General features: G+C 31.3%; 25 protein-coding genes and 2 pseudogenes. 21 read left to right on the top strand and 6 right to left on the bottom strand.

Annotation, left to right across the window (positions count from 1 at the left end):
• The first annotated feature begins 1 nt into the window (after position 1).
• The 6 genes from CORN_RS07555 to purF all read left to right on the top strand — a co-directional run bounded on the left by CORN_RS07555 (position 2) and on the right by purF (position 5,207).
• Entirely contained in the window at positions 2 to 1,255 is a 1,254-nt protein-coding gene (locus tag CORN_RS07555) for a homoserine dehydrogenase (RefSeq protein ID WP_066008292.1), read from the top strand.
• The gene (locus tag CORN_RS07550; RefSeq protein WP_066008291.1) at positions 1,255 to 1,593 is read left to right on the top strand and encodes a YraN family protein; all 339 of its coding nucleotides are present in this window, start codon (positions 1,255 to 1,257) and stop codon (positions 1,591 to 1,593) included. The genes CORN_RS07555 and CORN_RS07550 overlap by 1 nt, the downstream gene beginning before the upstream one ends.
• Before the next feature lie 50 nt (positions 1,594 to 1,643).
• Positions 1,644 to 1,958 carry a thioredoxin gene (gene trxA / locus CORN_RS07545; RefSeq protein ID WP_039619298.1) on the top strand — a complete coding sequence of 105 codons (315 nt, stop codon included), beginning with the start codon at positions 1,644 to 1,646 and terminating at the stop codon, positions 1,956 to 1,958.
• 117 nt (positions 1,959 to 2,075) lie between these two features.
• Complete coding sequence (gene trxB / locus CORN_RS07540) at positions 2,076 to 3,014, top strand: thioredoxin-disulfide reductase (RefSeq protein WP_066008290.1); 939 nt, start codon at positions 2,076 to 2,078, stop codon at positions 3,012 to 3,014.
• Positions 3,015 to 3,137: 123 nt separating this feature from the next.
• Positions 3,138 to 3,866, top strand: a complete 729-nt coding sequence (gene dapB / locus CORN_RS07535; protein WP_066008289.1) for a 4-hydroxy-tetrahydrodipicolinate reductase — start codon at positions 3,138 to 3,140, stop codon at positions 3,864 to 3,866.
• Positions 3,867 to 5,207 carry an amidophosphoribosyltransferase gene (purF, locus tag CORN_RS07530; RefSeq protein WP_066008288.1) on the top strand — a complete coding sequence of 447 codons (1,341 nt, stop codon included), beginning with the start codon at positions 3,867 to 3,869 and terminating at the stop codon, positions 5,205 to 5,207.
• Between the two features lie 3 nt (positions 5,208 to 5,210).
• Here the strand turns inward: purF and CORN_RS07525 are convergent, their stop codons facing one another.
• The 4 genes from CORN_RS07525 to ilvE are packed head-to-tail and all read right to left on the bottom strand — an operon-like array spanning position 5,211 to position 8,299.
• Positions 5,211 to 5,741, bottom strand: a complete 531-nt coding sequence (locus CORN_RS07525) for a DUF2393 family protein (protein ID WP_066008287.1) — start codon at positions 5,739 to 5,741, stop codon at positions 5,211 to 5,213.
• Positions 5,741 to 6,277, bottom strand: a complete 537-nt coding sequence (locus CORN_RS07520; protein WP_066008286.1) for a DUF2393 family protein — start codon at positions 6,275 to 6,277, stop codon at positions 5,741 to 5,743. Before CORN_RS07520 ends, CORN_RS07525 begins: the two co-directional genes overlap by 1 nt.
• 25 nt (positions 6,278 to 6,302) lie before the next feature.
• Positions 6,303 to 7,373 (bottom strand): prohibitin family protein, encoded by a 1,071-nt coding sequence (locus CORN_RS07515; protein WP_066008285.1) that lies wholly within the window; start codon positions 7,371 to 7,373, stop codon positions 6,303 to 6,305.
• A gap of 11 nt (positions 7,374 to 7,384) precedes the next feature.
• The gene (gene ilvE, locus CORN_RS07510; protein WP_066008284.1) at positions 7,385 to 8,299 is read right to left on the bottom strand and encodes a branched-chain-amino-acid transaminase; all 915 of its coding nucleotides are present in this window, start codon (positions 8,297 to 8,299) and stop codon (positions 7,385 to 7,387) included.
• 99 nt (positions 8,300 to 8,398) lie between these two features.
• Here ilvE and CORN_RS07505 point away from each other — a divergent pair, with 99 nt between their 5' ends.
• From CORN_RS07505 to CORN_RS07460, 10 genes are all read left to right on the top strand, one after another.
• Complete coding sequence (locus CORN_RS07505) at positions 8,399 to 8,605, top strand: tautomerase family protein (protein ID WP_066008283.1); 207 nt, start codon at positions 8,399 to 8,401, stop codon at positions 8,603 to 8,605.
• On the top strand, positions 8,602 to 9,063 hold the full coding sequence (gene bcp, locus CORN_RS07500; RefSeq protein WP_066008282.1) for a thioredoxin-dependent thiol peroxidase: 462 nt from the start codon (positions 8,602 to 8,604) through the stop codon (positions 9,061 to 9,063). Before CORN_RS07505 ends, bcp begins: the two co-directional genes overlap by 4 nt.
• On the top strand, positions 9,057 to 10,130 hold the full coding sequence (locus CORN_RS07495; protein WP_066008281.1) for an epoxyqueuosine reductase QueH: 1,074 nt from the start codon (positions 9,057 to 9,059) through the stop codon (positions 10,128 to 10,130). The genes bcp and CORN_RS07495 overlap by 7 nt, the downstream gene beginning before the upstream one ends.
• Positions 10,131 to 10,198: 68 nt before the next feature.
• Positions 10,199 to 10,639, top strand: coding sequence for a 3-hydroxyacyl-ACP dehydratase FabZ (fabZ, locus tag CORN_RS07490; RefSeq protein WP_039619275.1), 441 nt, complete (start codon positions 10,199 to 10,201; stop codon positions 10,637 to 10,639).
• Complete coding sequence (gene lpxA, locus CORN_RS07485) at positions 10,639 to 11,430, top strand: acyl-ACP--UDP-N-acetylglucosamine O-acyltransferase (RefSeq protein ID WP_066008280.1); 792 nt, start codon at positions 10,639 to 10,641, stop codon at positions 11,428 to 11,430. The genes fabZ and lpxA overlap by 1 nt, the downstream gene beginning before the upstream one ends.
• On the top strand, positions 11,423 to 12,652 hold the full coding sequence (clpX, locus tag CORN_RS07480; RefSeq protein ID WP_066008277.1) for an ATP-dependent Clp protease ATP-binding subunit ClpX: 1,230 nt from the start codon (positions 11,423 to 11,425) through the stop codon (positions 12,650 to 12,652). The genes lpxA and clpX overlap by 8 nt, the downstream gene beginning before the upstream one ends.
• Before the next feature lie 2 nt (positions 12,653 to 12,654).
• On the top strand, positions 12,655 to 13,692 hold the full coding sequence (locus CORN_RS07475; RefSeq protein ID WP_012662095.1) for a rod shape-determining protein: 1,038 nt from the start codon (positions 12,655 to 12,657) through the stop codon (positions 13,690 to 13,692).
• On the top strand, positions 13,682 to 14,422 hold the full coding sequence (gene mreC / locus CORN_RS07470; RefSeq protein ID WP_066008276.1) for a rod shape-determining protein MreC: 741 nt from the start codon (positions 13,682 to 13,684) through the stop codon (positions 14,420 to 14,422). Before CORN_RS07475 ends, mreC begins: the two co-directional genes overlap by 11 nt.
• Positions 14,423 to 14,508: 86 nt before the next feature.
• On the top strand, positions 14,509 to 17,772 hold the full coding sequence (gene carB / locus CORN_RS07465) for a carbamoyl-phosphate synthase large subunit (protein WP_066008275.1): 3,264 nt from the start codon (positions 14,509 to 14,511) through the stop codon (positions 17,770 to 17,772).
• The gene (locus CORN_RS07460) at positions 17,769 to 18,191 is read left to right on the top strand and encodes a Sua5 YciO YrdC YwlC family protein (protein ID WP_066008274.1); all 423 of its coding nucleotides are present in this window, start codon (positions 17,769 to 17,771) and stop codon (positions 18,189 to 18,191) included. Before carB ends, CORN_RS07460 begins: the two co-directional genes overlap by 4 nt.
• On the opposite strand, the gene CORN_RS07455 is transcribed toward CORN_RS07460, so the two are convergent.
• Positions 18,192 to 19,226, bottom strand: a complete 1,035-nt coding sequence (locus tag CORN_RS07455) for an isoaspartyl peptidase/L-asparaginase family protein (RefSeq protein ID WP_039627090.1) — start codon at positions 19,224 to 19,226, stop codon at positions 18,192 to 18,194.
• A gap of 184 nt (positions 19,227 to 19,410) precedes the next feature.
• On the opposite strand from CORN_RS07455, the pseudogene CORN_RS08710 reads away from it, so the two are divergent.
• The 5 genes and pseudogenes from CORN_RS08710 to bioD all read left to right on the top strand — a co-directional run.
• A pseudogene (locus CORN_RS08710) lies at positions 19,411 to 20,187 on the top strand (cache domain-containing protein); the annotation flags it as partial.
• An 816-nt stretch (positions 20,188 to 21,003) separates the two neighbouring features.
• Positions 21,004 to 21,405: pseudogene (locus tag CORN_RS08705) on the top strand (methyl-accepting chemotaxis protein); the annotation flags it as partial.
• Positions 21,406 to 21,469: 64 nt separating this feature from the next.
• Positions 21,470 to 21,817: a DMT family transporter gene (locus tag CORN_RS07445; protein ID WP_066008272.1), complete on the top strand. Its 348-nt coding sequence runs from the start codon at positions 21,470 to 21,472 to the stop codon at positions 21,815 to 21,817.
• Positions 21,817 to 22,131 (top strand): DMT family transporter, encoded by a 315-nt coding sequence (locus CORN_RS07440; RefSeq protein ID WP_039619256.1) that lies wholly within the window; start codon positions 21,817 to 21,819, stop codon positions 22,129 to 22,131. Before CORN_RS07445 ends, CORN_RS07440 begins: the two co-directional genes overlap by 1 nt.
• Positions 22,132 to 22,138: 7 nt before the next feature.
• On the top strand, positions 22,139 to 22,711 hold the full coding sequence (bioD, locus tag CORN_RS07435) for a dethiobiotin synthase (protein WP_066008266.1): 573 nt from the start codon (positions 22,139 to 22,141) through the stop codon (positions 22,709 to 22,711).
• Here bioD and CORN_RS07430 read toward each other — a convergent pair.
• Positions 22,685 to 23,953, bottom strand: coding sequence for an adenosylmethionine--8-amino-7-oxononanoate transaminase (locus CORN_RS07430; protein ID WP_066008264.1), 1,269 nt, complete (start codon positions 23,951 to 23,953; stop codon positions 22,685 to 22,687). The two genes, bioD and CORN_RS07430, sit on opposite strands and share 27 nt — an antisense overlap.
• Positions 23,954 to 24,038: the final 85 nt, after the last annotated feature.

Raw genomic sequence — 24,038 nt, 5'->3', positions numbered from 1 at the left:
AATGAAAATCGCAATTTTAGGCTATGGCACGGTAGGAAGTGCTGTTGTAGAAACTTTGTTAAAAAATCAAGATTTAATTAAAGCAAGATGTAATGAAGAAATTATTCCAGTAATTGCTTTAGCAAGAAGTCTAAAACCAAATGCATTGATTCCTATAGTAAATGATATTGATGAAGTTTTAGAACGTGAAGATATTGACGTGTTTGTGGAGTTAATGGGTGGTATTGATTTGCCTTTTGAGATTATTTCAAAGATTTTAAAAAGAAAAAAATCAGTAGTAACTGCTAATAAAGCTTTGCTTGCTTATCACCGCTGTGAGCTTGAAAAATTAGCACAAGATACGGCTTTTGGATACGAGGCAAGTGTAGCAGGTGGAATTCCTATTATTAAAATTTTAAAAGAGGGTTTAAGTGCTAATAATATTGTTTCTATTAAAGGCATTTTAAATGGTACAAGTAATTATATTTTAAGTAAAATGACTGAAGATAGTGCTAAATTTCAAGAGGTATTAAAAAAAGCACAAGACTTAGGATATGCTGAAGCTGATCCCACTTTTGATATAGAAGGTTTTGATGCAGCACATAAGCTTTTAATTTTAGCAAATATTGCTTATGGATTAAGAGTAAAGCCTGAAGATATCTTGATTGAGGGTGTTAGCAAGGTAAGTGATGAAGATATTTATTTTGCAAAGGAATTTGAATACACTATAAAGCATTTGGGTATTGCTAAGATTAAAGATGAAAAAATAGAACTAAGGGTTCATCCTGTTATGCTAAATAAAGATAAAATGTTGGCAAAAGTTGATGGAGTGATGAATGCTATTAGTGTTGATGGGGATGTTTTGGGTGAAAGTTTGTATTATGGTCCAGGAGCAGGCGGTAAGGCAACTGCAAGTGCTGTTATAGCAGATTTAATCGATATAGCAAGAAAAGAAAAAAATAGCGCTATTTTTGGGTATTTAAATGATACTTCTTATGAACTTTTAAATAAAGATGAAATTTATACAAGATATTATTTAAGATTAAAAGTTTTAGATAAAATAGGAGTTTTATCAAAAATTACACACTTAATGAGTGAACATCAAATTTCAATCGATACTTTTTTGCAAAAGCCTAAAAAAGAAAAGCAAGATTATAGTACTTTATTTTTCATCACTCATCAAACTTATGAAAAAAATATACAAATTTTAACTCAAAGGCTCAGAGAACAAGAATTTGTAAAAGATGATGTTTTTATGATGAGAATAGAAGATTAATGGCACTTATGGAGTATCTTTTCGGTAAAAAAGGAGAGGATTTAGCGTGCGAATATTTAAAAACTCAAGGTTTTGAAATTTTAAAAAGGAATTTTCATTCTAAATTTGGAGAAATCGATATTATTGCTAAAAAAGATAGAATTTTGCATTTTGTTGAAGTTAAAAGTACGCAAGGAAATTATGAAGTAGCATATAGACTAGATAATAAAAAATACAATAAAATCATCAAAACTATAGAGTATTACTTTATGAAACATAAAAGCGATGCGAATTTTCAAATAGATTTACTTTGTGTATATAAAAATGATATAAAACTTTTAGAGAACATTGGTTATTAAGAGAATATTTATTCTAATTTAATAAAATGTGAAAAAATAAAGGAGAAAAAATGGGAAAATATATAGATTTAACTACAGAAAATTTTGCACAAGCAAAAGAAGGCGTAGCTTTAGTAGATTTTTGGGCTCCATGGTGTGGACCTTGTAGAATGCTTGCTCCAGTAATTGATGAACTTGCAAATGATTTTGATGGTAAGGCTAAAATTTGTAAAGTAAATACAGATGAGCAAGGTGATTTAGCTGCACAATTTGGTGTAAGATCTATCCCAACTATCATTTTCTTTAAAGATGGTGAAGTGGTTGATCAGCTAGTTGGTGCTCAATCAAAACAAGCTTTGGCAGATAAACTAAACTCACTTTTATAATCTTAAGCCACTTTTTGTGGCTTTTCTTCATATTTTTTATTATTTGATAATTTTTATTATTTATAATTAAAGAAAAATTTGTATAATACCTATAAATAAAACTACAAGGAAAATATTATGTTAGATTTAGCTATTATAGGTGGTGGACCTGCGGGTTTAAGTGCTGGTTTGTACGCTACTAGAGGTGGGTTAAAAAATGTTGTAATGTTTGAAAAAGGCATGCCTGGTGGACAGATTACTTCAAGTTCAGAAATTGAAAATTATCCAGGGGTTGCTCAAGTTTTAGATGGAATTTCTTTTATGGCTCCTTGGAATGAGCAATGTATGCGTTTTGGTTTAAAACACGAAATGGTAGGTGTGGAACAAATTAGCAAAAATGCTGATGGAAGTTTTAATATAAAATTAGAAGGTGGAAAAAATGAGCAAGCAAAAGCTGTTATTGTTTGTACAGGTTCTACGCCACGTCGTGCGGGTTTTAAAGGTGAAAATGAGTTTTTTGGTAAAGGTGTGAGTACTTGTGCAACTTGCGATGGTTTTTTTTATAAGAATAAAGAAGTAGCTGTTTTAGGCGGTGGTGATACTGCTTTAGAAGAGGCATTATATCTAGCTAATATTTGTTCAAAAGTGTATTTGATCCACAGAAGAGATGAATTTAGAGCAGCGCCTTCAACAGTTGAAAAAGTAAAAAATAATGAAAAAATAGAATTAATCACAAATGCGGTTGTTGATGAGGTTTGTGGTGATAATATGGGAGTTAATAAAGTTAAGATAGTGTTTAATGATGGTTCTAAAAGAGAGCTTGATGTACCTGGAATATTCACCTTTGTTGGATTAAATGTGAGAAATGAAATTTTAAAACAAGACAATGGTGAGTTTTTGTGTGCCATGGAAGATGGTGGTCAAGTGAGTGTTGATCTTAAAATGCAAACTAATATCGCGGGATTATTTGCAGCAGGTGATTTAAGAAAAGATGCTCCAAAACAAGTAATATGTGCAGCGGGTGATGGTGCTGTAGCAGCTTTAAGTGCTTTAAGCTATATTGAAAATCTACACTAATTTTTAAAGATTCTTAAGAATCTTTAACTTTCTACCATTAAAAGTATTTTATCTGTAATGTTATTTGCTTTTAAATAAATAAACGCTACAATTTTCCAAATTTTAAAAAGGTAGATTTTAAAAATGATTAACATTGGAATTCATGGAAGCAATGGACGCATGGGTACTCAAATAAGACTTTGTCTAGAAGATGATAAACAAGCAAAAGTTACTGCGTTGTTTGATCAGGGGTCAAATTATGAAGATTTTTTTAATAAATGCGATGTGATTATTGATTTTTCTACCCCAAAGGGTTGTGAAGATTTGCTTTTATACGCAAGAAGTAACCCCAAACCTTTGGTGATAGGTACTACAGGCTTAGATATTAAGCAAAATGAGTTAATGCAAAGTGCAAGCATTACTATGCCTATTCTTTATGCAACTAATATGTCTTTGGGCGTGGCTATATTAAAAAAACTTTCGTATTTAGCGAGTGAGACTTTAGGGGATTTTGATATAGAAATACTTGAAATGCACCACAATAAGAAGAAAGATGCTCCAAGTGGTACTGCTATAACTTTAGCTCAAAATGTTGCTAAGGCCAGAAAATTGGATTTAGAAAAGGTTAGAGTAAGTGGGAGAGATGGTATTATTGGGCAAAGAAGCAAAGATGAGATTGCGGTTATGAGTTTAAGAGGTGGAGATATAGTAGGTTCACATAGGGTTGGCTTTTATAACGAAGGTGAATTTATAGAGTTAAGTCATACGGCTACTTCAAGAGCAACTTTTGCAAAAGGTGCGATAAAGTGTGCAAAATGGCTAGTTTCTCAAGAAAATGGTTTGTATGATATAGATGATTGTTTAGGAATTTAAATGTGTGCAGTAGTTGGGGTAATTAATTCAAAAAATGCAAGTACGGTGGCATATTATGCTTTATTTGCTATGCAACATCGTGGTCAAGAAGCAAGTGGGATTAGTGTAAGTGATGGCTTAAATATCAAGACTCATAAAGCTAGAGGAGAAGTGGGGCAAATTTTTAATACTCAAATTTTAGCAAACTTAAAAGGAGAGATAGCCATAGGACATAATCGTTATTCTACAGCAGGAAATTCTTCTTTACATGATGCACAGCCTGTTACAGCTACTTGTTCTTTAGGAGATATTTCTTTAGTGCATAATGGGAATTTGATTAATAAAGAAGAAGTTAGAAAAGAGCTGATTGATAATGGGGCTATTTTTCATTCAAATATGGATACAGAAAATGTGGTACATTTAATAGCAAAAAGCAAAAAAGAAACTTTAAAAGATAGGTTTGTAGAAAGCTTGATGCAAAGCAAAGGTGCATATTGCTTTATGCTAGCTAGTAAAAATAAGCTTTTTGTGGTAAGAGATCCTTATGGTGTAAGACCTTTGTCTTTAGGAAGATTAAAAGATGGTGGATATATTGTCGCAAGCGAAACTTGTGCTTTTGATTTGATAGAAGCTGAATTTGTTCGTGATGTCAAACCGGGTGAAATGTTAATTTTTACTCAAGGAAGTGATGAGTTTGAAAGCATTCAAATTTTTGATCAAGTAGATCCAAGGATTTGTGCATTTGAATATATTTATTTTGCTAGACCTGATAGTATTATAGAAGGTAAAAGTGTATATGAAGTACGCAAAAAAATGGGTGAAACTTTAGCTAAGAAATTTAAAGAAAAGGTAGATTTTGTAGTACCTGTTCCAGATAGTGGTGTAAGTGCTGCTATAGGCTTTGCACAGTATTTGAAAATTCCACTTGAAATGGCAATAGTAAGAAATCACTATGTGGGTAGAACCTTTATAGAGCCAACTCAAGAAATGAGAAATTTAAAAGTAAAACTCAAATTAAACCCTATGAAAAAAGTTTTAGAAGATAAAGATATAGTTGTGATTGATGATAGTGTTGTAAGAGGTACAACTTCCAAAAAAATCATTGCACTTTTGAAGCAAGCGGGTGCTAGAAAAATTCATTTGGCTATAGCTTGTCCCGAAATTAAATTCCCTGATATTTATGGTATAGATACTCCTACTTTTGAAGAACTAATTTCAGCTAATAAAAATATTGAGGAAGTTAGAGAATATACCGGTGCTGATAGTTTAATTTTTTTGGATATTGATGAGCTAGTTTCAAGTATAGGCAATGAAAGAAAATATTCTTTGATTAGTTTTAATGGGGATTATTTTATTCAATAATCCTTATTTGCATTTTAGTTGTTTAAATATTTTGTAGCTTTGAAAATGAGGTGGCAATGCTATCTCAAACGAAAAGTCTTTGTAAGTGTGTCCTGGTAATTGTTTAGCAATATTCACATTATAAGAAACATCTCTTTGCTGTTGATTTGCTCTTTTAATGCTATCAAAATTTTCTTGATTAAAGATTTCCCCGCTTATGTTATGTTTTTTATTGTCATCAATTATTCTAAGTTCTAAAAAACATTCAGAAAGTTTAAAATTGGTATCATTAGTTACTCTCCCTTTTACTATAATACTTTCTGTCGCTAAGCGTCTATAGGTTGAAAAATTACTTAGACTTGCTTTTTTGGTGTATTGATCTATGGTTAGTAGTAATGAGATAGTTAAGATTAAGGCAAGCATAAAACTAGCTATACAAAAAATAATCATATATTTTTTGTTTTGTACTTTTAAATAAAGTAAAACCCAAGTTAAACCTGTAGAGACTAGCATAATGATAATAATTAGAATATGAAAAAAAGTAAAATATCCCATTAAAAACACTTTGAATTTATTTTTATATCAAAATCTTGACCATTTTTAAAATCGGAAAATTTGGTTTTTAGATTAATAGTTTGATTTGGTATAATAGTTTTTTCTATAGTAATTGATTTACTTCTTAAGGGTTTTAAGGCGTGTAGCATATTTTGCAAAGTATTATTATTGTCTATTTTTTTGAAAACTTCTATTTTTATTTTACAATATTTAAAACTTTTTTTAGAAGTATTTGTTAAGCTATAATCAACACTTAATGAATTATCATATACAAAAAATTGAGCATTATCTAAACTGGCTATTCTTGACCTAACTTTAGTATCAATTAAAAAATATCCCAAGTAAGCAATACTAGCCGAACATAGAATTCCCAAAAAGATAACAATAAAAGCAAAAGCGGGTTTATTTCTGATAATTAAGGCAATAAACAAAGTGATAATGAAAAAAAAAATAACCAAAGCCATTAGTAAAAAATCAATTAAGTGCAAATGGGTAGTGTAAAAAATTATTTGCTCTCGGATATATTGGGTATTCATTATCACTCTTTAATAAGTTAATAGCTTAATTTGCCATAGAACTAGTTTTTTTACTATCTTTACTATCAACCCAAATATTTGGTACGGCTCCTCCTGGTGTTAAGAAAATTTTAGCATCTTTGTTAACTTTAAGAGCTTCGTTAAATTGTTTTTGGGTTTCGATTTGTTTTAAATCAAGTAAAGGATTATTTAAACTTTTTGCTATTTCTCTGTTTGAGTATGCTTGTGCATCAGCTTCAATTTTAACCGCACTTGCTCTACCTTTAGCACTAATAATGGTTGCATTTGCTTCCCCTTCAGCTAAAGCTGCTTTTTTGAGTGCTTCTTGATTTGCACGTTCTACCTCATATTTAGTTCTTTCAGCTTCTTGTTTGGCAATTTGCACTCTTTCAATTTGCTCTTTTACCTTTATAGGTAAGATAATTTCCCTAAGTTGAACTGCTTGAAGTTCGGCAGGTTCGTTTGGCTGACTTTCTATAGTTTTTCTAATACCTTGATCAATTTGCACTGCTATAGTATTACGATTTGTTGGGAGTTCTTCTGCTGTATATTGACCTACTACATTTCTTACCACATCTCTTACTACTGGATCGATGATTTTATTTTCCCAGTTAAGCCCCCAAGTAGCTATAGTTTGAGGAACTTGTAAAGGATTTAGTCTATATTGAACAGTTACATCAATAGATACGGGCAATCCTCTTGAATCAAGTACTGAAATGCTATTTTTATTTACAACCCCTGAGCCTATTTGTAAATTTTCATTTACACCTTCAATAGAAGCATAGTTGATTTGTCTTACTCTAGTATCCACTACCGTGATTTTTTGTAATACTGGCATAAAAAAATGAAGTCCTGGCTCAAGCGGAGTAGGGCTGTATTTACCTGTAGTAGATTTAATCCCCATTTCCCCTGAGTTAACTATTGCAAAAGGTTTAAAAAGTGCAAAAACTAAAATAATTGCAATCGTGCTATAAATAAGTGGTGAAAATTTTCCAAAACCTTTGAAATTAAATTCTGGAGCTTTAAAATTTAAATTTTGCTTATTGTTATTTTGATTGTTTTTTTTATTAAAATAATCATTCAAATCAGCTGGCATTTATTTCCTTTTTAAATATAAGTTAGCATTGAAGCGTATTTTTCATTGCGTCCATAAACTATATCAAAATACGCATTTTGGAGCTTTGTTGTTAGCTCACCTCTTTTTCCATTTCCTATGATTCTCGCATCTATGTTATTAATTGGTGTTATTTCTGCTGCAGTTCCTGTGAAAAATGCCTCATCAGCCACATAAACTTCATCTCTTGAAATTCTTTGACGCACCACACTTATGCCCAAATCATGTGCAATTTTTAAAACAGTATCTTGAGTGATGCTTTTTAATGAAAAATCATTTGGCGGGGTGATTAATTTTCCATCTTTAACCATAAAAAAGCACTCGCCTGTTCCTTCTGCTACAAAACCTTCTTCGTCAAGCATTAAAGCTTCTTCATATCCTGCTTCTATAGCTTCATATTTAGCCATTTGAGAATTTAAGTAATTTGCACTTGCTTTCGCTTTATCTAGACTAGATTTTACGCTATTTCTAGCAAAAGAAGAAATCTTAACTTTAATGCCTTTTTCTAAGCCTTCTTCGCCCAAATATGCACCCCATTCCCAAGCAGCAATAGCTACTCTAACAGGAGCTTTAGCATGATAAACTCCCATAGTGCCATCACCCAAAAAAATTAAAGGTCGTAAATAGGTGTTATTTTGAAAATCATTTGCTTTTAAGAGCTCAATTTGTGCATTTTCAAGTTCTTCTTGAGAAAAAGGAGAGTTGATTAAAGTGATTTTTGCAGACTCTAAAAGTCTTTTGGTGTGTTCTTTTAATCTAAAAATTGCTAAACCATTTTGTGTTTTATAAGCTCTTGTTCCTTCAAAAACCGCATTTGCATAATGCAATGAATGTGTTAAAACATGAATTTTTGCATCATCAAAATTGATGATTTTTCCATCCATCCAAATTTTTTTTGCCCTAATCATAAGTAAGCCTTTATTGAAAATAAAACTAATTTTATCAAAAATATACTAATAATTGATTAGAATATAGTAAAATTCTTTATTTTAAAACAAGGAAAAACAATGCCTATTATAAATATAAAACTTGCTAAACCAGAATTTAGCAAAGCACAAAAAGAAGAACTAGTAGCAGATATTACAGAGCTTTTACATACAAAATATAATAAACCAAAGCAAAATATAGTCATAATACTAGAAGATATTGAACCATATAATATTGCTTTTGGCGGTGACAGTGTGGAAAAATTAAGAATGAAAGGTAATAAATGAAAGAATTACAAGTTGGCGATAAAGCCCCTGTTTTTGAACTTTTAAATCAAGATGGAGTTAAAATTTCTTTAAGTGATTTTTTGGGTAAAAAAATTATTTTGTATTTTTATCCAAAAGATAACACCCCAGGTTGCACTACACAAGCTTGTGAATTTAGTCAAAATTATGAAGATTTTTTAGGGCAAAATGCTGTGATTATAGGTATTAGTCCAGATAGTGTGAAATCGCATGAAAATTTCATAAAAAAATATGACTTAAAGCACACTTTATTAAGCGATAGCGAAAAAGAAATTTGCAAACTCTATGGTGCTTGGGGGTTAAAGAAAAATTATGGTAAAGAGTATGAAGGACTTGTAAGATCTACTTTTGTGATTGACGAGGAAGGATATATCATAAAAATTTATAAAAATGTAAAAGCTAAAGATCATGCTTTTAAGGTGTTAAAAGAATTATGCTAGTGCATATTTGCTGTAGTGTGGATAGTCATTATTTTATACAAGAATTAAGCAAGACTTATCCTGATGAGAAAATCATCGGGTATTTTTATGATCCAAATATTCATCCATATAGTGAGCATGAACTTAGATTTTTAGATGTTAAACGTAGTTGTGATAAATTAGGTATTAAACTTTATAAAGGTGAATATGAGTATGAAAAATGGCTTGAGAATGTAAAGGGTTATGAATATGAGCCTGAAAAAGGTGCAAGATGTCAAATTTGTTTTGATTTTAGAATGCAAAAAAGTGTCAAATTTGCCAAAAAAATAGGAGAAAAAAAACTCACAACAACCCTTTTAACTTCTCCTAAAAAAGATTTAGAACAATTAAAATTAGCATTGCAAAAAGAATGTGATAAATTTGGTGTAGAGTTTTTAGCACCTGATTTTAGGAAAAATGGAGGTACGCAAAGACAATTTGCTCTAGCTAAGCAAGATATGCTTTATCATCAAAATTATTGCGGATGTATTTATGCACTTTCCAAACAAAAAGGTCAAAAAGCTTTTATAGATGAGCTTATGAGTCCTATCAATAAGCAAATATTGCCTTCAAGCATAGAAGAAAAAATCAAATTCTATAATCAAGTAAAAAATTTAGAAAAAAAGGGCGTTAAATTTGAAATTCAAAGAAAGAAATTTTTAAATTATCGCTTGTTAAGAGCTTTGATAAAACAAAATAAACAAGCCATAAAAACTCATGTTCTATTTTATTCACATTTTAAAAATTCTTACACTAAATTTAGCATTTCAGATGAGGGCTTAAAGCGTTATAAAAGTGCAAAGGATGAGATTAATTTATGGAGTTTTGATTATTTTAATAGCTTATGTAAAATGCGATTTAAAAATTTTGAAGATTTTTTACAAAATCCTTTAAAAATAGAACAAGAAATTAAAATAAGACAAAAGCATTTTGGTGCTTATGATCTTTCACCAGTGATTATTGTTGAAAATATCGTTAAAGGTGCTTATGAATTTATGGCAAAAAGTGAAATTTATTTTGATAATAAAGAAAAGATTGTGAAGTTATAAGACTTAATTAATTTATTAATATTTTTTTTGTAAAATCTAAATTTTGAATATATTTTAAGGCTAAATTTATGATAGATGTAATGCAAATTCAAAAAATTTTACCGCATAGGTATCCATTTTTGCTTGTAGATAAAATCGTAGAATTGAAAAACAAAGAAGTTGTTAGAGGTTATAAAAATATTAGCATAAGCGACCATGTTTTTATGGGGCATTTTCCAGATCATCCAATTTATCCAGGGGTATTAATTTTAGAAGGTATGGCTCAAACTGGAGGAGTTTTAGCATTTGAAAGTATGGATGATAAAGTAGATCCAAGTACTAAGGTGGTGTATTTTACAGGCATTGATAATGCTAAATTTAGAAATCCTGTGCGTCCAGGTGATAGACTTGATTATGAAATGAGTGTGGTGAAAAATCGTGGAAATATGTGGATTTTTCAAGGAAAAGCTTTTGTAGATGGACAATTGGTTGCAGAAGCAGAACTTAAAGCTATGATAGTAGATAAATAATGAGTAAAATTCATCCAAGTGCTGTCATAGAAGATGGAGCTATTATAGCAGATAATGTTGTAGTGGAAGCTTATGCTTATGTTGGAAAAAATACCAATATAGGTGCAAATACTATCATCAAACAAGGTGCAAGAATTTTACCCAATGTAACTATAGGTAAAAATTCAAAGGTATTTTCTTATGCCATAGTTGGAGATATTCCACAAGATATATCTTATAAAGATGAGATAGACTCAGGTGTTATTATAGGGAAAAATGCTGTTATTAGGGAATTTGTTACTATTAATTCAGGTACGGCTAAGGGTGATGGTTTTACAAGAATAGGCGATAATGCTTTTATCATGGCTTATTCTCATATTGCACATGATTGTACTTTAGGAGATCATATTATCTTAGCAAACAATGCTACTTTAGCAGGTCATGTAGAACTTGGGGATTATACCGTAGTGGGCGGACTTACTCCGATACATCAATTTGTAAAAGTGGGTGAAGGGTGCATGATAGCAGGTGCTAGCGCGCTTTCTCAAGATGTAGTGCCATTTTGCTTAGCTGAAGGTAATCGTGCAAGTATTAGAAGCTTAAATTTGGTAGGTATTAGAAGACGTTTTGATAAAGAAGAAGTAGATGTTTTAAGTAGGGCTTTTAAATTTTTATTCAGACAAGGAAATTTAAAAGATAATGCTTTAAGTTTATTGGAAAGTACTTCTAGCGAAAATGTGAAAAAAATGTGTAATTTTATTTTGGAAACAAAAAGAGGGATTCCTATATATAAGGAAAAAAATCATGGTTAAAAGATGTAGTTTTTGTAATGAAATAGAAACAAGTGAAAGAAGAATTTTAGTAAATGATTATAATAACGCTTTTATATGCGAATATTGCGCTGAAAGTGCTTGTAATATTTTCTTTGGAGAGGAAAAAGAGTTAAAAAATAAAGAAGTTGATAAAGAAAATTTTAAAGATATTACTCCTAAAGAATTAAAAGCATATTTAGATAAATATGTCATTGGGCAAGATAGAGCTAAAAAAATCTTTAGCGTGGGTGTTTATAATCACTATAAAAGACTTTTTAGATCAAACCTAGAAGATGATGATACGGAGTTAGCTAAATCTAATATTTTATTAGTAGGCCCAACAGGAAGCGGAAAAACTTTATTAGCACAAACTTTAGCGAGATTTTTAGATGTGCCTATTGCCATTTGTGATGCGACTTCTTTGACAGAGGCTGGTTATGTGGGTGAAGATGTTGAAAATATTCTCACTCGTCTTTTGCAAGCTGCTGATGGAGATGTGCAAAGAGCTCAGAAAGGGATTATTTTTATTGATGAGATAGATAAGATTGCAAGAATGGGCGAAAATCGTTCTATTACAAGAGATGTAAGTGGTGAAGGTGTACAACAAGCTTTGCTTAAAATCATCGAAGGATCTTTGGTAAATATCCCACCAAAAGGTGGTAGAAAACACCCAAATCAAGATTTTATACAAATAGATACAACTAATATTTTGTTTGTGTGCGGTGGAGCTTTTGATGGTATTAGTGATATTATTAAAAGAAAATTGGGTGATAATGTCATGGGCTTTTTTACTGATGATAAAAAAGATGAAAAAGAAGCCTTGCTTCAAAGACTAGAACCTGATGATTTAGTACATTTTGGACTTATTCCTGAGCTTATAGGAAGATTACATGTGTTGGCTTCACTTGAAGAGCTTGATGAAGAAAGTATGGTGCGTATTTTAACAGAACCAAAAAATGCTATTATTAAGCAATACCAAAAGCTTTTTGCTATTGATAATGTAGAATTAAAATTTGAAGATGAAGCGCTAAGAGAAATTGCTAAGCTTTCATTAGAACGTAAAACAGGAGCAAGAGGTTTAAGAAGTATTATTGAAGAAATGATGGTAGATTTGATGTTTGATTTGCCAGAATACAACGGATATAGCATAGTAATTACCAAAGAAGTAATTAAAGAAGGTGCAAAACCTTTATTTATAAAAAATAAAAAAGTTAAAGGCTGAGAATGATTTTAGATCAAATAATTGGATTTTTTTCAAGTGATATGGGGATTGACTTAGGTACTGCAAATACTTTGGTTTTGGTAAAAGATAAAGGCATAGTTATTGATGAACCATCGGTTGTTGCAGTAGAACGTGAAAGATATGGCAGGGTTAAAATTTTAGCTGTTGGGAAAGAAGCTAAAGAAATGGTAGGAAAAACCCCTGGTAATATTGAAGCAATCCGTCCTATGAAAGATGGCGTGATTGCTGATTTTGATATGACTGAAAAAATGATCCGTTATTTTATAGAAAAAACTCATAGGAGAAAATCTTTTTTAAGACCTAGAATTATCATTTCAGTACCTTATGGTTTAACTCAGGTTGAAAGAAAAGCGGTTAGAGAAAGTGCCTTAAGTGCAGGTGCTAGGGAGGTGTTTTTGATAGAAGAGCCTATGGCAGCTGCTATTGGTGCAAATTTGCCAATTAGAGAACCTCAAGGAAGTTTAGTCGTAGATATTGGTGGTGGTACGACTGAAATTGGTGTTACCTCTTTGGGAGGGCTTGTTATTTCAAAATCTATCCGTACAGCAGGCGATAAGCTTGATACTAGTATAGTAAATTATGTGAAAGAGAAATATAATCTTGTTATAGGTGAAAGAACAGGAGAGGAAATTAAAATCGCGATAGGTTCAGCAGTTCAGCTCCCAAAAGAACTTTCTATGGTGGTTAAAGGGCGTGATCAAGTAACAGGATTGTTAAATAGAATAGAGTTAACAAGCGAAGATGTAAGAGAGGCAATGCGTGAGCATTTAAAAGAAATTGCTGATGCATTAAAAATTGTCCTTGAGATGATGCCACCTGATCTTGCAGCAGATATTGTTGAAAATGGTGTTGTTTTAACAGGGGGTGGAGCTTTAATACGTGGGCTTGATAAATATTTATCTGAAATTGTAAAACTTCCAGTATATGTAGCTGATGAGCCACTTTTAGCAGTTGCAAAAGGTACGGGTAAAGCTTTAGAAGAAATTTCATTATTGCACCAACTAACGAATGAAGAGTAAAATTCTTAGCGTTTTAATATTATCTTTTTTAGTATTTATTTCGTTTTATTATGGAGATGTAATAAAACGAAATGTTTTAGATTTAAATATTGCTATTGTTAATCAATTTTCTCAAAGTATTAATATCTTAAAAAATAAATTTAATGAACATTTTGATCAAGCTCAAGAAATTAGAATTTTAAGAGAAAGAAATGCTGAGCTTGAAAAAAACAATATCTATATGAAAAACTTTGCTAATGAGCTAAATAATATTTTAAGTGATAAAAATTCAAGTTTTTATTATCCTAATGTTAGTTTAGTAAAAGCAACTTCTTATGCACAAATTAGTGATTATCATAAAGTTTGGCTCGATGTTGATTATAAAGGAAAAATCAAAGGCTTGATTTATAATGGTTATACAGCAGGTATAGTGATAGAAAAAAATGGTAGAGCCTTGGGTCTTTTGCAAGGTGATGAGGAGTGTATTTTTTCTGTATATATAGGCAAAGAGCAAGCACCAGGTATAGCTCATGGTAGAAATGATTATGTGTTAGTTAAATATATCCCTAAATGGCTTGAGCTTAAAATGGGTGATAAAGTTTATACAAGCGGTTTAGATGAAATTTTCTTTTCAGGAATTCCTGTAGGAGAAATTTTTAAAATAGAGGAAGAAGGTGCTTATCAAAATGCTTATGTTAAACCTTATACTAAAATGAAAGTACCAAGTTATTTTTATATGGTAGAAAACTAATTTTTACTTATTTATTTTTAAAATTTCAACTTTTAAAAAACTAATCTTTGTTATAATTTGGTTAAAAATTCAGCTTAGGAAAATATATGCCAAAAAGAACAGATATAAAAAATATATTATTAATAGGCAGTGGACCTATCGTTATAGGTCAAGCTTGTGAGTTTGATTACTCAGGAACTCAAGCAGCAAAAACATTAAAAGAGTTAGGATATAGAGTGGTTTTGATTAATTCAAATCCAGCTACTATTATGACAGATCCTGAATTTGCTGATGCGACCTATATAGAGCCAATTACCAAAGAAAGTATTTTAAGTATAATCAAAAAAGAAAAAATCGACGCAGTTTTACCTACTATGGGTGGTCAAGTAGCACTTAATGTTGCTATGGAAGTTTACGAAAGTGGCGAACTTGGAGACGTAAAGTTTTTAGGTGCAAATCCTGAAGCGATAAAAAAAGGCGAAGATAGACAAGTTTTTAAAGAATGTATGAAGAAAATTGGTATGGATTTGCCAAAATCTATGTACGCATATAATTACGAAGAGGCTTTAAAAGCTGTTGATGAGATCGGTTTTCCTTTGATGATTAGAGCTTCTTTTACTTTAGGTGGTGCAGGAAGTGGTGTGGTATATAATATGGATGAGTTTGCAGAGCTTGCAAATACCGCTTTAGCGCTAAGTCCTATTCATGAAATTTTAATTGAAGAGAGTTTGCTTGGTTGGAAAGAATACGAAATGGAAGTCATTAGAGATAAAAATGATAATTGTATTATCGTTTGCTCTATTGAAAATGTTGATCCTATGGGGGTTCATACGGGCGATTCTATCACCATAGCCCCTGCTTTAACGCTTACTGATAAAGAATATCAAGCAATGCGTAATGCTTCTTTTGCGATTTTAAGAGAAATCGGAGTAGATACAGGAGGGTCAAATGTGCAATTTGCTATTAATCCAACTAATGGTAGAATGATAGTTATTGAAATGAATCCTCGTGTTTCAAGATCTTCAGCTCTAGCTAGTAAAGCAACGGGTTATCCTATAGCTAAAGTAGCTACGCTTTTAGCAGTTGGGTTTAGTTTGGATGAGATTAAAAATGATATCACAGGAACTCCTGCTTCATTTGAACCAGTGATTGATTATATCGTAACCAAAATTCCTCGTTTTACTTTTGAAAAATTTCCAAATGCAAGTACCGAGCTTGGTACTGCTATGAAAAGTGTGGGTGAGGTTATGGCCATAGGGCGCACCTTTAAAGAAAGCTTGCAAAAAGCACTTTGCTCGCTTGAGAGAAGTTTAAGTGGTTTTGATGTTATAGAATGCGATAAAAATGAGCTTTTGGCAAAAATTCGTCATGCTAATGAAAAACGTTTGCTTTATATAGCACAAGCTTTTAGAGAAGGTTTTAGCACACAAGAGCTTTTTGAGCTTTGCAAAATAGATCCTTGGTTTTTAAATCAAATCAAAGAAATAGTTAATTTTGAAGAACAGATTGATATGGATATTTTAAGCAATAAGCAGTTATTAAGAAAAGCTAAAACCTTAGGTTTTTCAGATAAAAAAATCGCTAGCTTGATTAATCAAAAAGATAATCTTGAGTTAAGCCAAAATGATATTTATTATGCAAGAATTAAACATAAAATTATTGCTCAATATAGCGAAGTAGATACCTGTGCAGGAGAATTTGAAGCACTAACCCCGTATTTATATTCAAGTATTAATACAAGTGAGTTAACTCAAATAAAAGAAGGCAAAGATAAAAAAGATAAAAAAGTAATGATTATAGGTGGTGGACCAAATCGCATAGGGCAAGGTATTGAATTTGATTATGCTTGTGTACATGCTTCTTTTGCTCTAAAAGATATGGGTGTAAAAACTATAATGTATAATTGCAATCCAGAAACGGTTTCAACTGATTATGATACAAGTGATATTTTATACTTTGAGCCAATTGATTTTGAGCATTTAAGAGCGGTTATTGATAGAGAAAAACCAGATGGAGTGATAGTACATTTTGGTGGACAAACCCCGCTCAAATTTGCTAAACGTCTTAGTGCTTTTGGGGCAAAAATCATAGGAACAAGTGCGAGAGTGATAGATTTAGCCGAAGACAGAAAAAAATTTGCTAAATTTATTGAAGATTTGGGTATAAATCAACCTAAAAATGGTACAGCAGTAAGTGTAGAAGAAGCGATTGTAAAAGCAAATGAAATAGGTTACCCCGTGCTTGTTAGACCAAGTTATGTTTTAGGTGGTCGTGCAATGCGCGTGGTGCATGATGAGAATGAGCTTAGATTTTATATGCAAGAAGCAGTGGATGTAAGTGATAAATCTCCGGTATTAATTGATCAATTTTTAGATAATGCAACTGAGCTTGATGTAGATGCTATAAGTGATGGAAAAGAAGTATATGTCGCTGGTATTATGGAGCATATTGAAGAAGCAGGAATTCACTCAGGTGATAGTGCTTGTTCTTTACCTGCTGTAAATATTGATGAGGCTATGCTTGAAGTGATTGAGCAAAAAACAAAAGATATTGCTTTAAATTTAGGTGTAGTTGGGCTTTTAAATATACAATTTGCTATCCATAACAATAAACTTTATATGATAGAAGTAAATCCAAGAGCTAGTAGAACCGTGCCTTTTGTAAGTAAAGCTACAGGAATTCCTTTAGCTAAGGTTGCAACGCGCGTGATGTGGCAAGGAAATTTAAGAGAAAGCTTAAAATTTTATGATACCTTTAAAGTAGTAGAGGAAAAAAATGGAATTTTAAGAGCTAAAAAACCAAAACACATTAGCATAAAATCAGTGGTATTTCCTTTTGCTAAACTTAGCGGAAGTGACCTTGAGCTTGGGCCTGAAATGCGCTCAACCGGCGAAGTTATGGGTGTAAGTAAAGACTTTGAAAACTCTTACGCAAAAAGCCAACTTGCTTCTTCAAATTTCTTACCAGAAAATGGAAATGTATTTTTATCGCTAAGAGAACAAGATAAAAAATACGCAGTGGATTTAGCTAGTGAATATATTAAACTAGGATTTAAAATCATTGCTACAAGCGGTACTTATAAAATTTTACAAGAAGCAGGTTTAGAGTGTGAATTTGTTCATAAAATTTCTGAAGGACGACCGAATGTAGAGGATAAATTAAAAAATTCTCAAATTCAACTTGCTATTAATACAAGTGATGAACATAGTTTTAAAGGTGACACTAAAAAAATTAGAGCAAATATTTTGCGCTTTAAAACCCCATATTTTACGAATTTAAGAGCAGCGTATGCGGGCGCAAAGGCCATTAAAGCCATACAAAATAAATCATGTCTTGAAGTAAAGAGCTTGCAAGAATACTTAAAAGCATGATTTATCTTGCTCAAACTGATACAACAGCAGGGTTTTTAAGCAAAGATTTAAAAGCCCTTAATATTTTAAAAAAAAGACCTTTAAATCAAGATTGTTTGATTACTACAACTAAATTTAGCGAGCTTAAAAAACTTACAAGAGTACCAAATCACTTTAAAAATACTATTAGAAAATCTAAAAAAACTACTTTTTTATATCCTAATTCTAAAGCTATACGTGTTGTTAAAGATTGTGCTCACGAGGATTTTTTAAAACAATTTAATTGGCTTTATTCTACTTCTGCAAATATTCATGGAAAAAAATTTGATTTGAATTGGGCTATGCAAAATGTAGATATAATAGTAGATGAAAAATTTTTTGAAAGTGGATCCTCGAAGATTTTTAAACTTCGAGGTGTTAGAAAAACTAAAATACGCTAGTTATTTCTCAAGCGGCCAAAATATTTTTGGCTCTTCTCCTATTCTTGCTTCTCCATGGTACATTCCTAATTTATCTTTAGTCCAAGCATAGCCAACTTTACCATTTTTATCTATAGAGATAATTCCACCTGTTCCGCCAAGTTCTGCAACTTGCTTAATAGTTTCTTCTGCAGCTTTTTGAATAGGAAGTTTTTTGTATTCATATAAAGATGCTACTTCATGTGCTGCGGCCACTCTTATATAAATATCACCTGTTCCAGTGCAAGATACTGCTACCGAATCATTATTTGCATAGTTTCCTGCTCCTATAATAGGAGAATCTCCAATACGACCTGTCATTTTATTTGTAGTACCACCTGTACTTGTACCTGCTGCTAAATTTCCATTTTTATCTAAAGCTATCGCACCTACTGTACCTAAATACGGCTCAGTACTCACGCCAAGATGAGCTTTTGCTTTATCACTATCTAGCAATACTTCTTTGCTTTTTTTAGCTTCTTGAAGTTGTTTATATCTGTGTTCGGTAAAGAAATATTTTTGTCCTACTATTTCTAGACCATGATTTTTAGCTAGTTTGTCAGCACCCTCGCCAGCTATTAAAGTGTGAGGTGTTTTTTCCATGACAAGTTTTGCTGCCTCTATAGGGTTTTTTATTGTCCTTGCCATAGCAATTGCACCTGCTTTTAAATTTTTTCCATCCATTAAAGATGCGTCAAGTTCATTATAACCATCAGAGGTAAAAACAGCACCTTTTCCAGCATTAAATTCAGGACTATCTTCCATTACTTTAATAGCAGCTATTACTGCATCAACTGAACTTCCACCTTTTTCAAGTATGCTTTGACCTGCTTTTAAAGATTCCTTCATTACTTTTTCTCTTTTAGCAAACTCTTCTTTAGTAAGCCCTAAACCACTTGTCCCACCATGAATTACAATAACTGGTTCAAAACTTTTTGCTAGTATGCTTGTGTTTGACAAAAGAGTTAAACTTGCTAATACAAGCAAAGCTTTTTTACTACCTGCTAAGAATTTCATAATTTCTCCTTTTTTAAAATTATTTATTATATTAAATAATAATTAAATAAAAATTAATTTAAATTAATAAATGTGAAAATTTAAAACAAATATTTCATATTATTTTACAATTGTTGGTTAAAACTAATATTTTTTTTAATAGTTATATTACAATAATTTGCAACTATGTTAAATTGGAGGGTAAATGATGTTTAAAACGATTGTGGCAAAAAGAATTTCTATGTTTACAGCTTTAATCTTATGTATGGGTTTTGGAGTTTTTGTAGGATTAAATTATTATTCTTCTAAAAGAGATATTTTACAAAGCATTACTCACGGAAAACAAGAAAGCGTTAAAAATGGTAAAAGTTTTGCTGAGCTTTATTTTAATTCAAGAAAAGAAAGTATCGAGAGAATATCCAAAAGTATTATAGCTAGCAAAAACACAGATAAAGAGCATGTGGCTCAATTTTTAGAATACATTTTTTCTTTGCATTCTTTTACAGCTATTTATATAGGATATGAAAAGGATGGTAGTTTGATTGATGTTGATATTAATTCTAAAGGAAGGCATTTTATTTTAAATCAAGAAAAAGATGGTTTTGATGCTAGAGTAAGATCTTGGTATAAACTCACAAAGGATACTAGAAAAATCAATATTTCAGATCCTTTTGAAGATGTAGTAACTAAAAAAATGGTTGTGTCTATAACAGCTCCTATAGAAATAGATGGAAAATTCATGGGTGTATTAGCGGGTGAAATTTTTCTTGATGATATGCGAAAGGCTTTTGAGGAGTTAAAAATAACTCCAAGCAACAGTGTGTTTTTGATTAATAGTAATGGAAATTTAATTGCTCATTCTTCGGGTTATATTGATTTAAGTAAAGAGATTGAAATAGCAAATGTGATAAAAATGTTTATTAGTGTTGCAAGTTTAACTCCAAATGAACCAACAAATTTGATCGAGTATACTTTAAAAGGTGATCAGCGTGTAGCAGTATGTATAAATACTGCAAATGAAATGATGTTGTGTTCTGCAAATTCTTTAAAAGATTATGATGAGGTTTTTGATAAGCTCTTGATAACTCAAATTATTTTTGGAGTAATATTTGTATTGATAATTATAGCTATATTGGGTGGTATGATAGATTATTTTCTTAAAAAAATTATAGTGATCAAAAATACTTTAGAAAGTTTTTTTGATAGCTTAAATTATAAAAAGAAAATGGATTTAATAAAAATAGATCTTAAAGGAAATGATGAATTTGCAATTATTGCTCGTGAGATTAGTGAAAGTATTGCAAATATTCAAAATAATTTACATAAAGATCAAGAAGCAGTTTCTGAAAGTGTACAAAAAGTTAAAGAAATTGAACTTGGAAATTTATCAGTAAGATTAGATAAAAATCCTATTAATCCTCAGCTTGTAGAATTAAAAAATATTTTAAATGGTATGTTAAAAGTCTTAGAAGAAAAAGTAGGTTCTAATATCAATGAACTTGATAGGGTACTTGAAAGTTATAAGGCATTAGATTTTTCAACACAAGTTCAAAATGCAAAAGGTAATGTAGAAATTACAACAAATGTTTTAGGCGAAGAAATTAAAAAAATGCTTATTTCATCCTCTGCTTTTGCAAAAGAACTAACTTTGCAAAGCATAAAACTAGAAGAATCTATGCAAAAATTAGTAGATGGGACACACTCTCAATCCCAATCACTTGAAAAATCAATACACGCGGTAGATCAGATCAATATCTCTATGCAAAATGTAGGAGATAAAACAAGAGAAGTAGTAATACAAGCTGATAATATAAAAGAAATTGTTAATGTGATTAAAGATATAGCAGATCAAACTAACTTATTAGCTTTAAATGCTGCTATTGAAGCTGCACGTGCGGGTGAGCATGGACGTGGATTTGCGGTGGTAGCTGATGAGGTGCGTCACTTAGCTGAAAAAACAGAAAAAAGTTTAGGAGAGATAGAAGCTAATGTTAATATTTTAGTTCAAAGTGTTAATGATGTTTCTATATCAATGCAAGAACAAACTCAAAGCATTACCCAAATCAATGATGCTATAGTTAATTTAGAAGATGTTACAAAGGAAAATGTAGAAATCGCTAATTTTACAAATGAAGCTACCAAAGCCGTAGGAAACATCTCTCAATCTATATTAAAAGAGGTAGAAAGTAAGAAAATTTAACTTTATAGAGCTTATTGTTTTGTAAATTTAGTTATAATTTGCGCTTTTGAAAAAAAGGTAGATTATGATAGAAAGAACAAAAATAAGCTCTAATTTTGGTTGGTTTATGGTTATTTTAGGTGGTTTGGTTGAGTGTTTTTGGGTGAGCGGTTTAAAATACTCAACTGAAATTTGGCATTATGCTTTAACAGCTATTGGTGTAAGCATATCTTTTACATGTTTTTTAAAAGCTTGCGAAAGACTTGAAGTAAGTATTGCTTATAGTGTCTTTGTGGGTATTGGCACAGTTGGAGTGGTGCTTAATGAGATGTTTATTTTCAATGAACCAAGCTCTATTACCAAGCTTACTTTAATAGCCATTTTACTTTTAAGCATTATAGGCCTTAAAATCATTAGTAAGGAAGCTAAATAATGGAATGGTTTTTTTTATTTTTAGCGACTGCTTTTGAAATTTTTGGTGTGATTATCATGAAGCAACTTGTAAGCACTAAAAATAAGCTTTATCTTTTAGCTTTGATAGTGTGTTTTGGTTTTTCGTTTGGGTTTTTAAGCCTTAGTATGCAAAGCATTGCTATGAGTGTGGCTTATTCTATATGGACAGGAGCTGGAACCGCAGGCGGGGTTATCATCGGAGTGCTTTTTTACAAAGAAAGTAAAAGCTTTTTAAAGCTTTTTTTGATCGCTCTCATCATTGCTTGCACCGTGGGTTTAAAAATACTTTCATAGGCTTAAAATGAAAATATACATTAGTGGTATAGACACAGATGTTGGTAAAACTTATCTAAGTGCTAGAATTTGTAAAGAATTGGGTTTTGATTATTTTAAGCTTATCCAAGCAGGCACGCCAAAAGATAGCGAGGTAGTAGCTGAGTTTAGTCCAAAAACTAAGATTTTTAAAGAAGGTGTGTTTTTAAAAACCCCTGCTTCCCCGCACAAAGGCAGAATTTTAGAAAATTTAAACTATAAAGCTTTTGATATACAAATTCCACAAAGTGACAAACTCATCATCGAGCTAGCTGGCGGGCTTTTTTCGCCCCTTGATGATGAAAAAACGATGATTGATTATATGAGTGCGTTTAAGCACCCTACGATTTTAGTAGCAAAAGACTATCTAGGAAGTATCAATCACACGCTTTTAAGTATAGAAGCACTAAAACAAAGAGATATTAAAATCCTTGCTTTGGTTTTAAAAAGCCAAGATACTTTTAGCAAGGATTTTATAAGCAATTACGTTAAAATTCCTATCATAGAATTTGATGATAAAGTGTGTGAAAAACTTTCAAAAATCCTTGAAAATCTCTCTTAAAGACTCCACTACATAAGCAATCTCATCTTCATTTATAACATATGGTGGCATGAAATAAATTGTATTTCCAAGTGGTCTTAAAAGCAAACCTTTTTCTAAGGCTCTTTGAAAGACTTCAAGTCCTGCTCTTTGGTATTTGCTTTTTTGTATATCAAATGCACTTACCATGCCTAAATTTCTAAAATTTCCTAAAAAATCAAATTCTTTTAAACTCTCCCATTGAGTTTTTATAAAAGCGCTTTTGATTTTATTTTTTGCGATGATATTTTCTTTTTCAAAAATATCCAAAGTTGCATTAGCTGCTGCACAAGCTAGGGCATTACCCGTGTAAGAGTGAGAGTGTAAAAAGGCCTTTTGGCTCTCATAGCTATCATAAAATTTCTCATAAATTTCATCTTTAGTAAGCACCACTGAAAGTGGTAAATACCCACCCGTGATAGCTTTAGAAAGACATATATAATCAATGCTTTGTGAGCAATAATCAAGTGCAAACATTTCCCCTGTGCGTCCAAAACCTGTGGCTATCTCATCAAATACCACTTGCGCACCATAACTTTTAGCAAGTTTAACCGCTTCATTTAAATACCCAAGCTCATACATATGCATATTGCCCGCACATTGAAGTAAAGGCTCAAGTATAAAAGCACAAATTTCATGATGATGATTTTTTAAAATGCTTTCTAAAATTTCAAGTTCTTTTGTATAGTCCTTGCTTGTTGGCACAGGTGTTGTGATACTTTTTAAAAGTAAAGGCTCATAGGTTTTTTTATAAAGTGCCACATCGCCAACGCTTAATGCACCTAAAGTTTCTCCATGGTAAGAATTGCTAAGCGATAAGAATTTATCCTTTTTGGAGCCATTGTTTAAGTGGTATTGAAAACTCATTTTTAAAGCCACTTCTATGGCTGAACTACCATTGTCTGCAAAAAAGCATTTATCAAAAGGTAAAAGCTTACAAAGTCTTTGCGAAAGCTTTATGATAGGCTCATGTGAAAAACCAGCAAGTATAACATGCTCTAAATTTTGAAGTTGATCTTTGATTTTTTCATTGATATATTCATTGCAATGGCCAAAGATATTTACCCACCAAGAGCTAATGCAGTCTATGTAGGATTTTTCATCAAAATCATACAAATACACCCCCTTAGCTTTTTTTATAGGTATTAAAGGTAAAAACTCATGATCGCTCATTTGCGTGCAAGGGTGCCAAATGTATTTTAAGTCTAGTTCTTTTAAATTCATTTTTACTTCTTTGATTTTTATTACTAATGATACTACAATTTTTACTCAAATTTATGCTTTAAAACGAAAAAGGATTATTTAGAAA

This window comes from Campylobacter ornithocola, assembly GCF_013201605.1.
GTDB lineage: Bacteria > Campylobacterota > Campylobacteria > Campylobacterales > Campylobacteraceae > Campylobacter_D > Campylobacter_D ornithocola.
The sequence above is the reverse complement of the archived record's forward strand: the minus strand, read 5'-3'. Positions and strand labels throughout refer to the sequence as shown.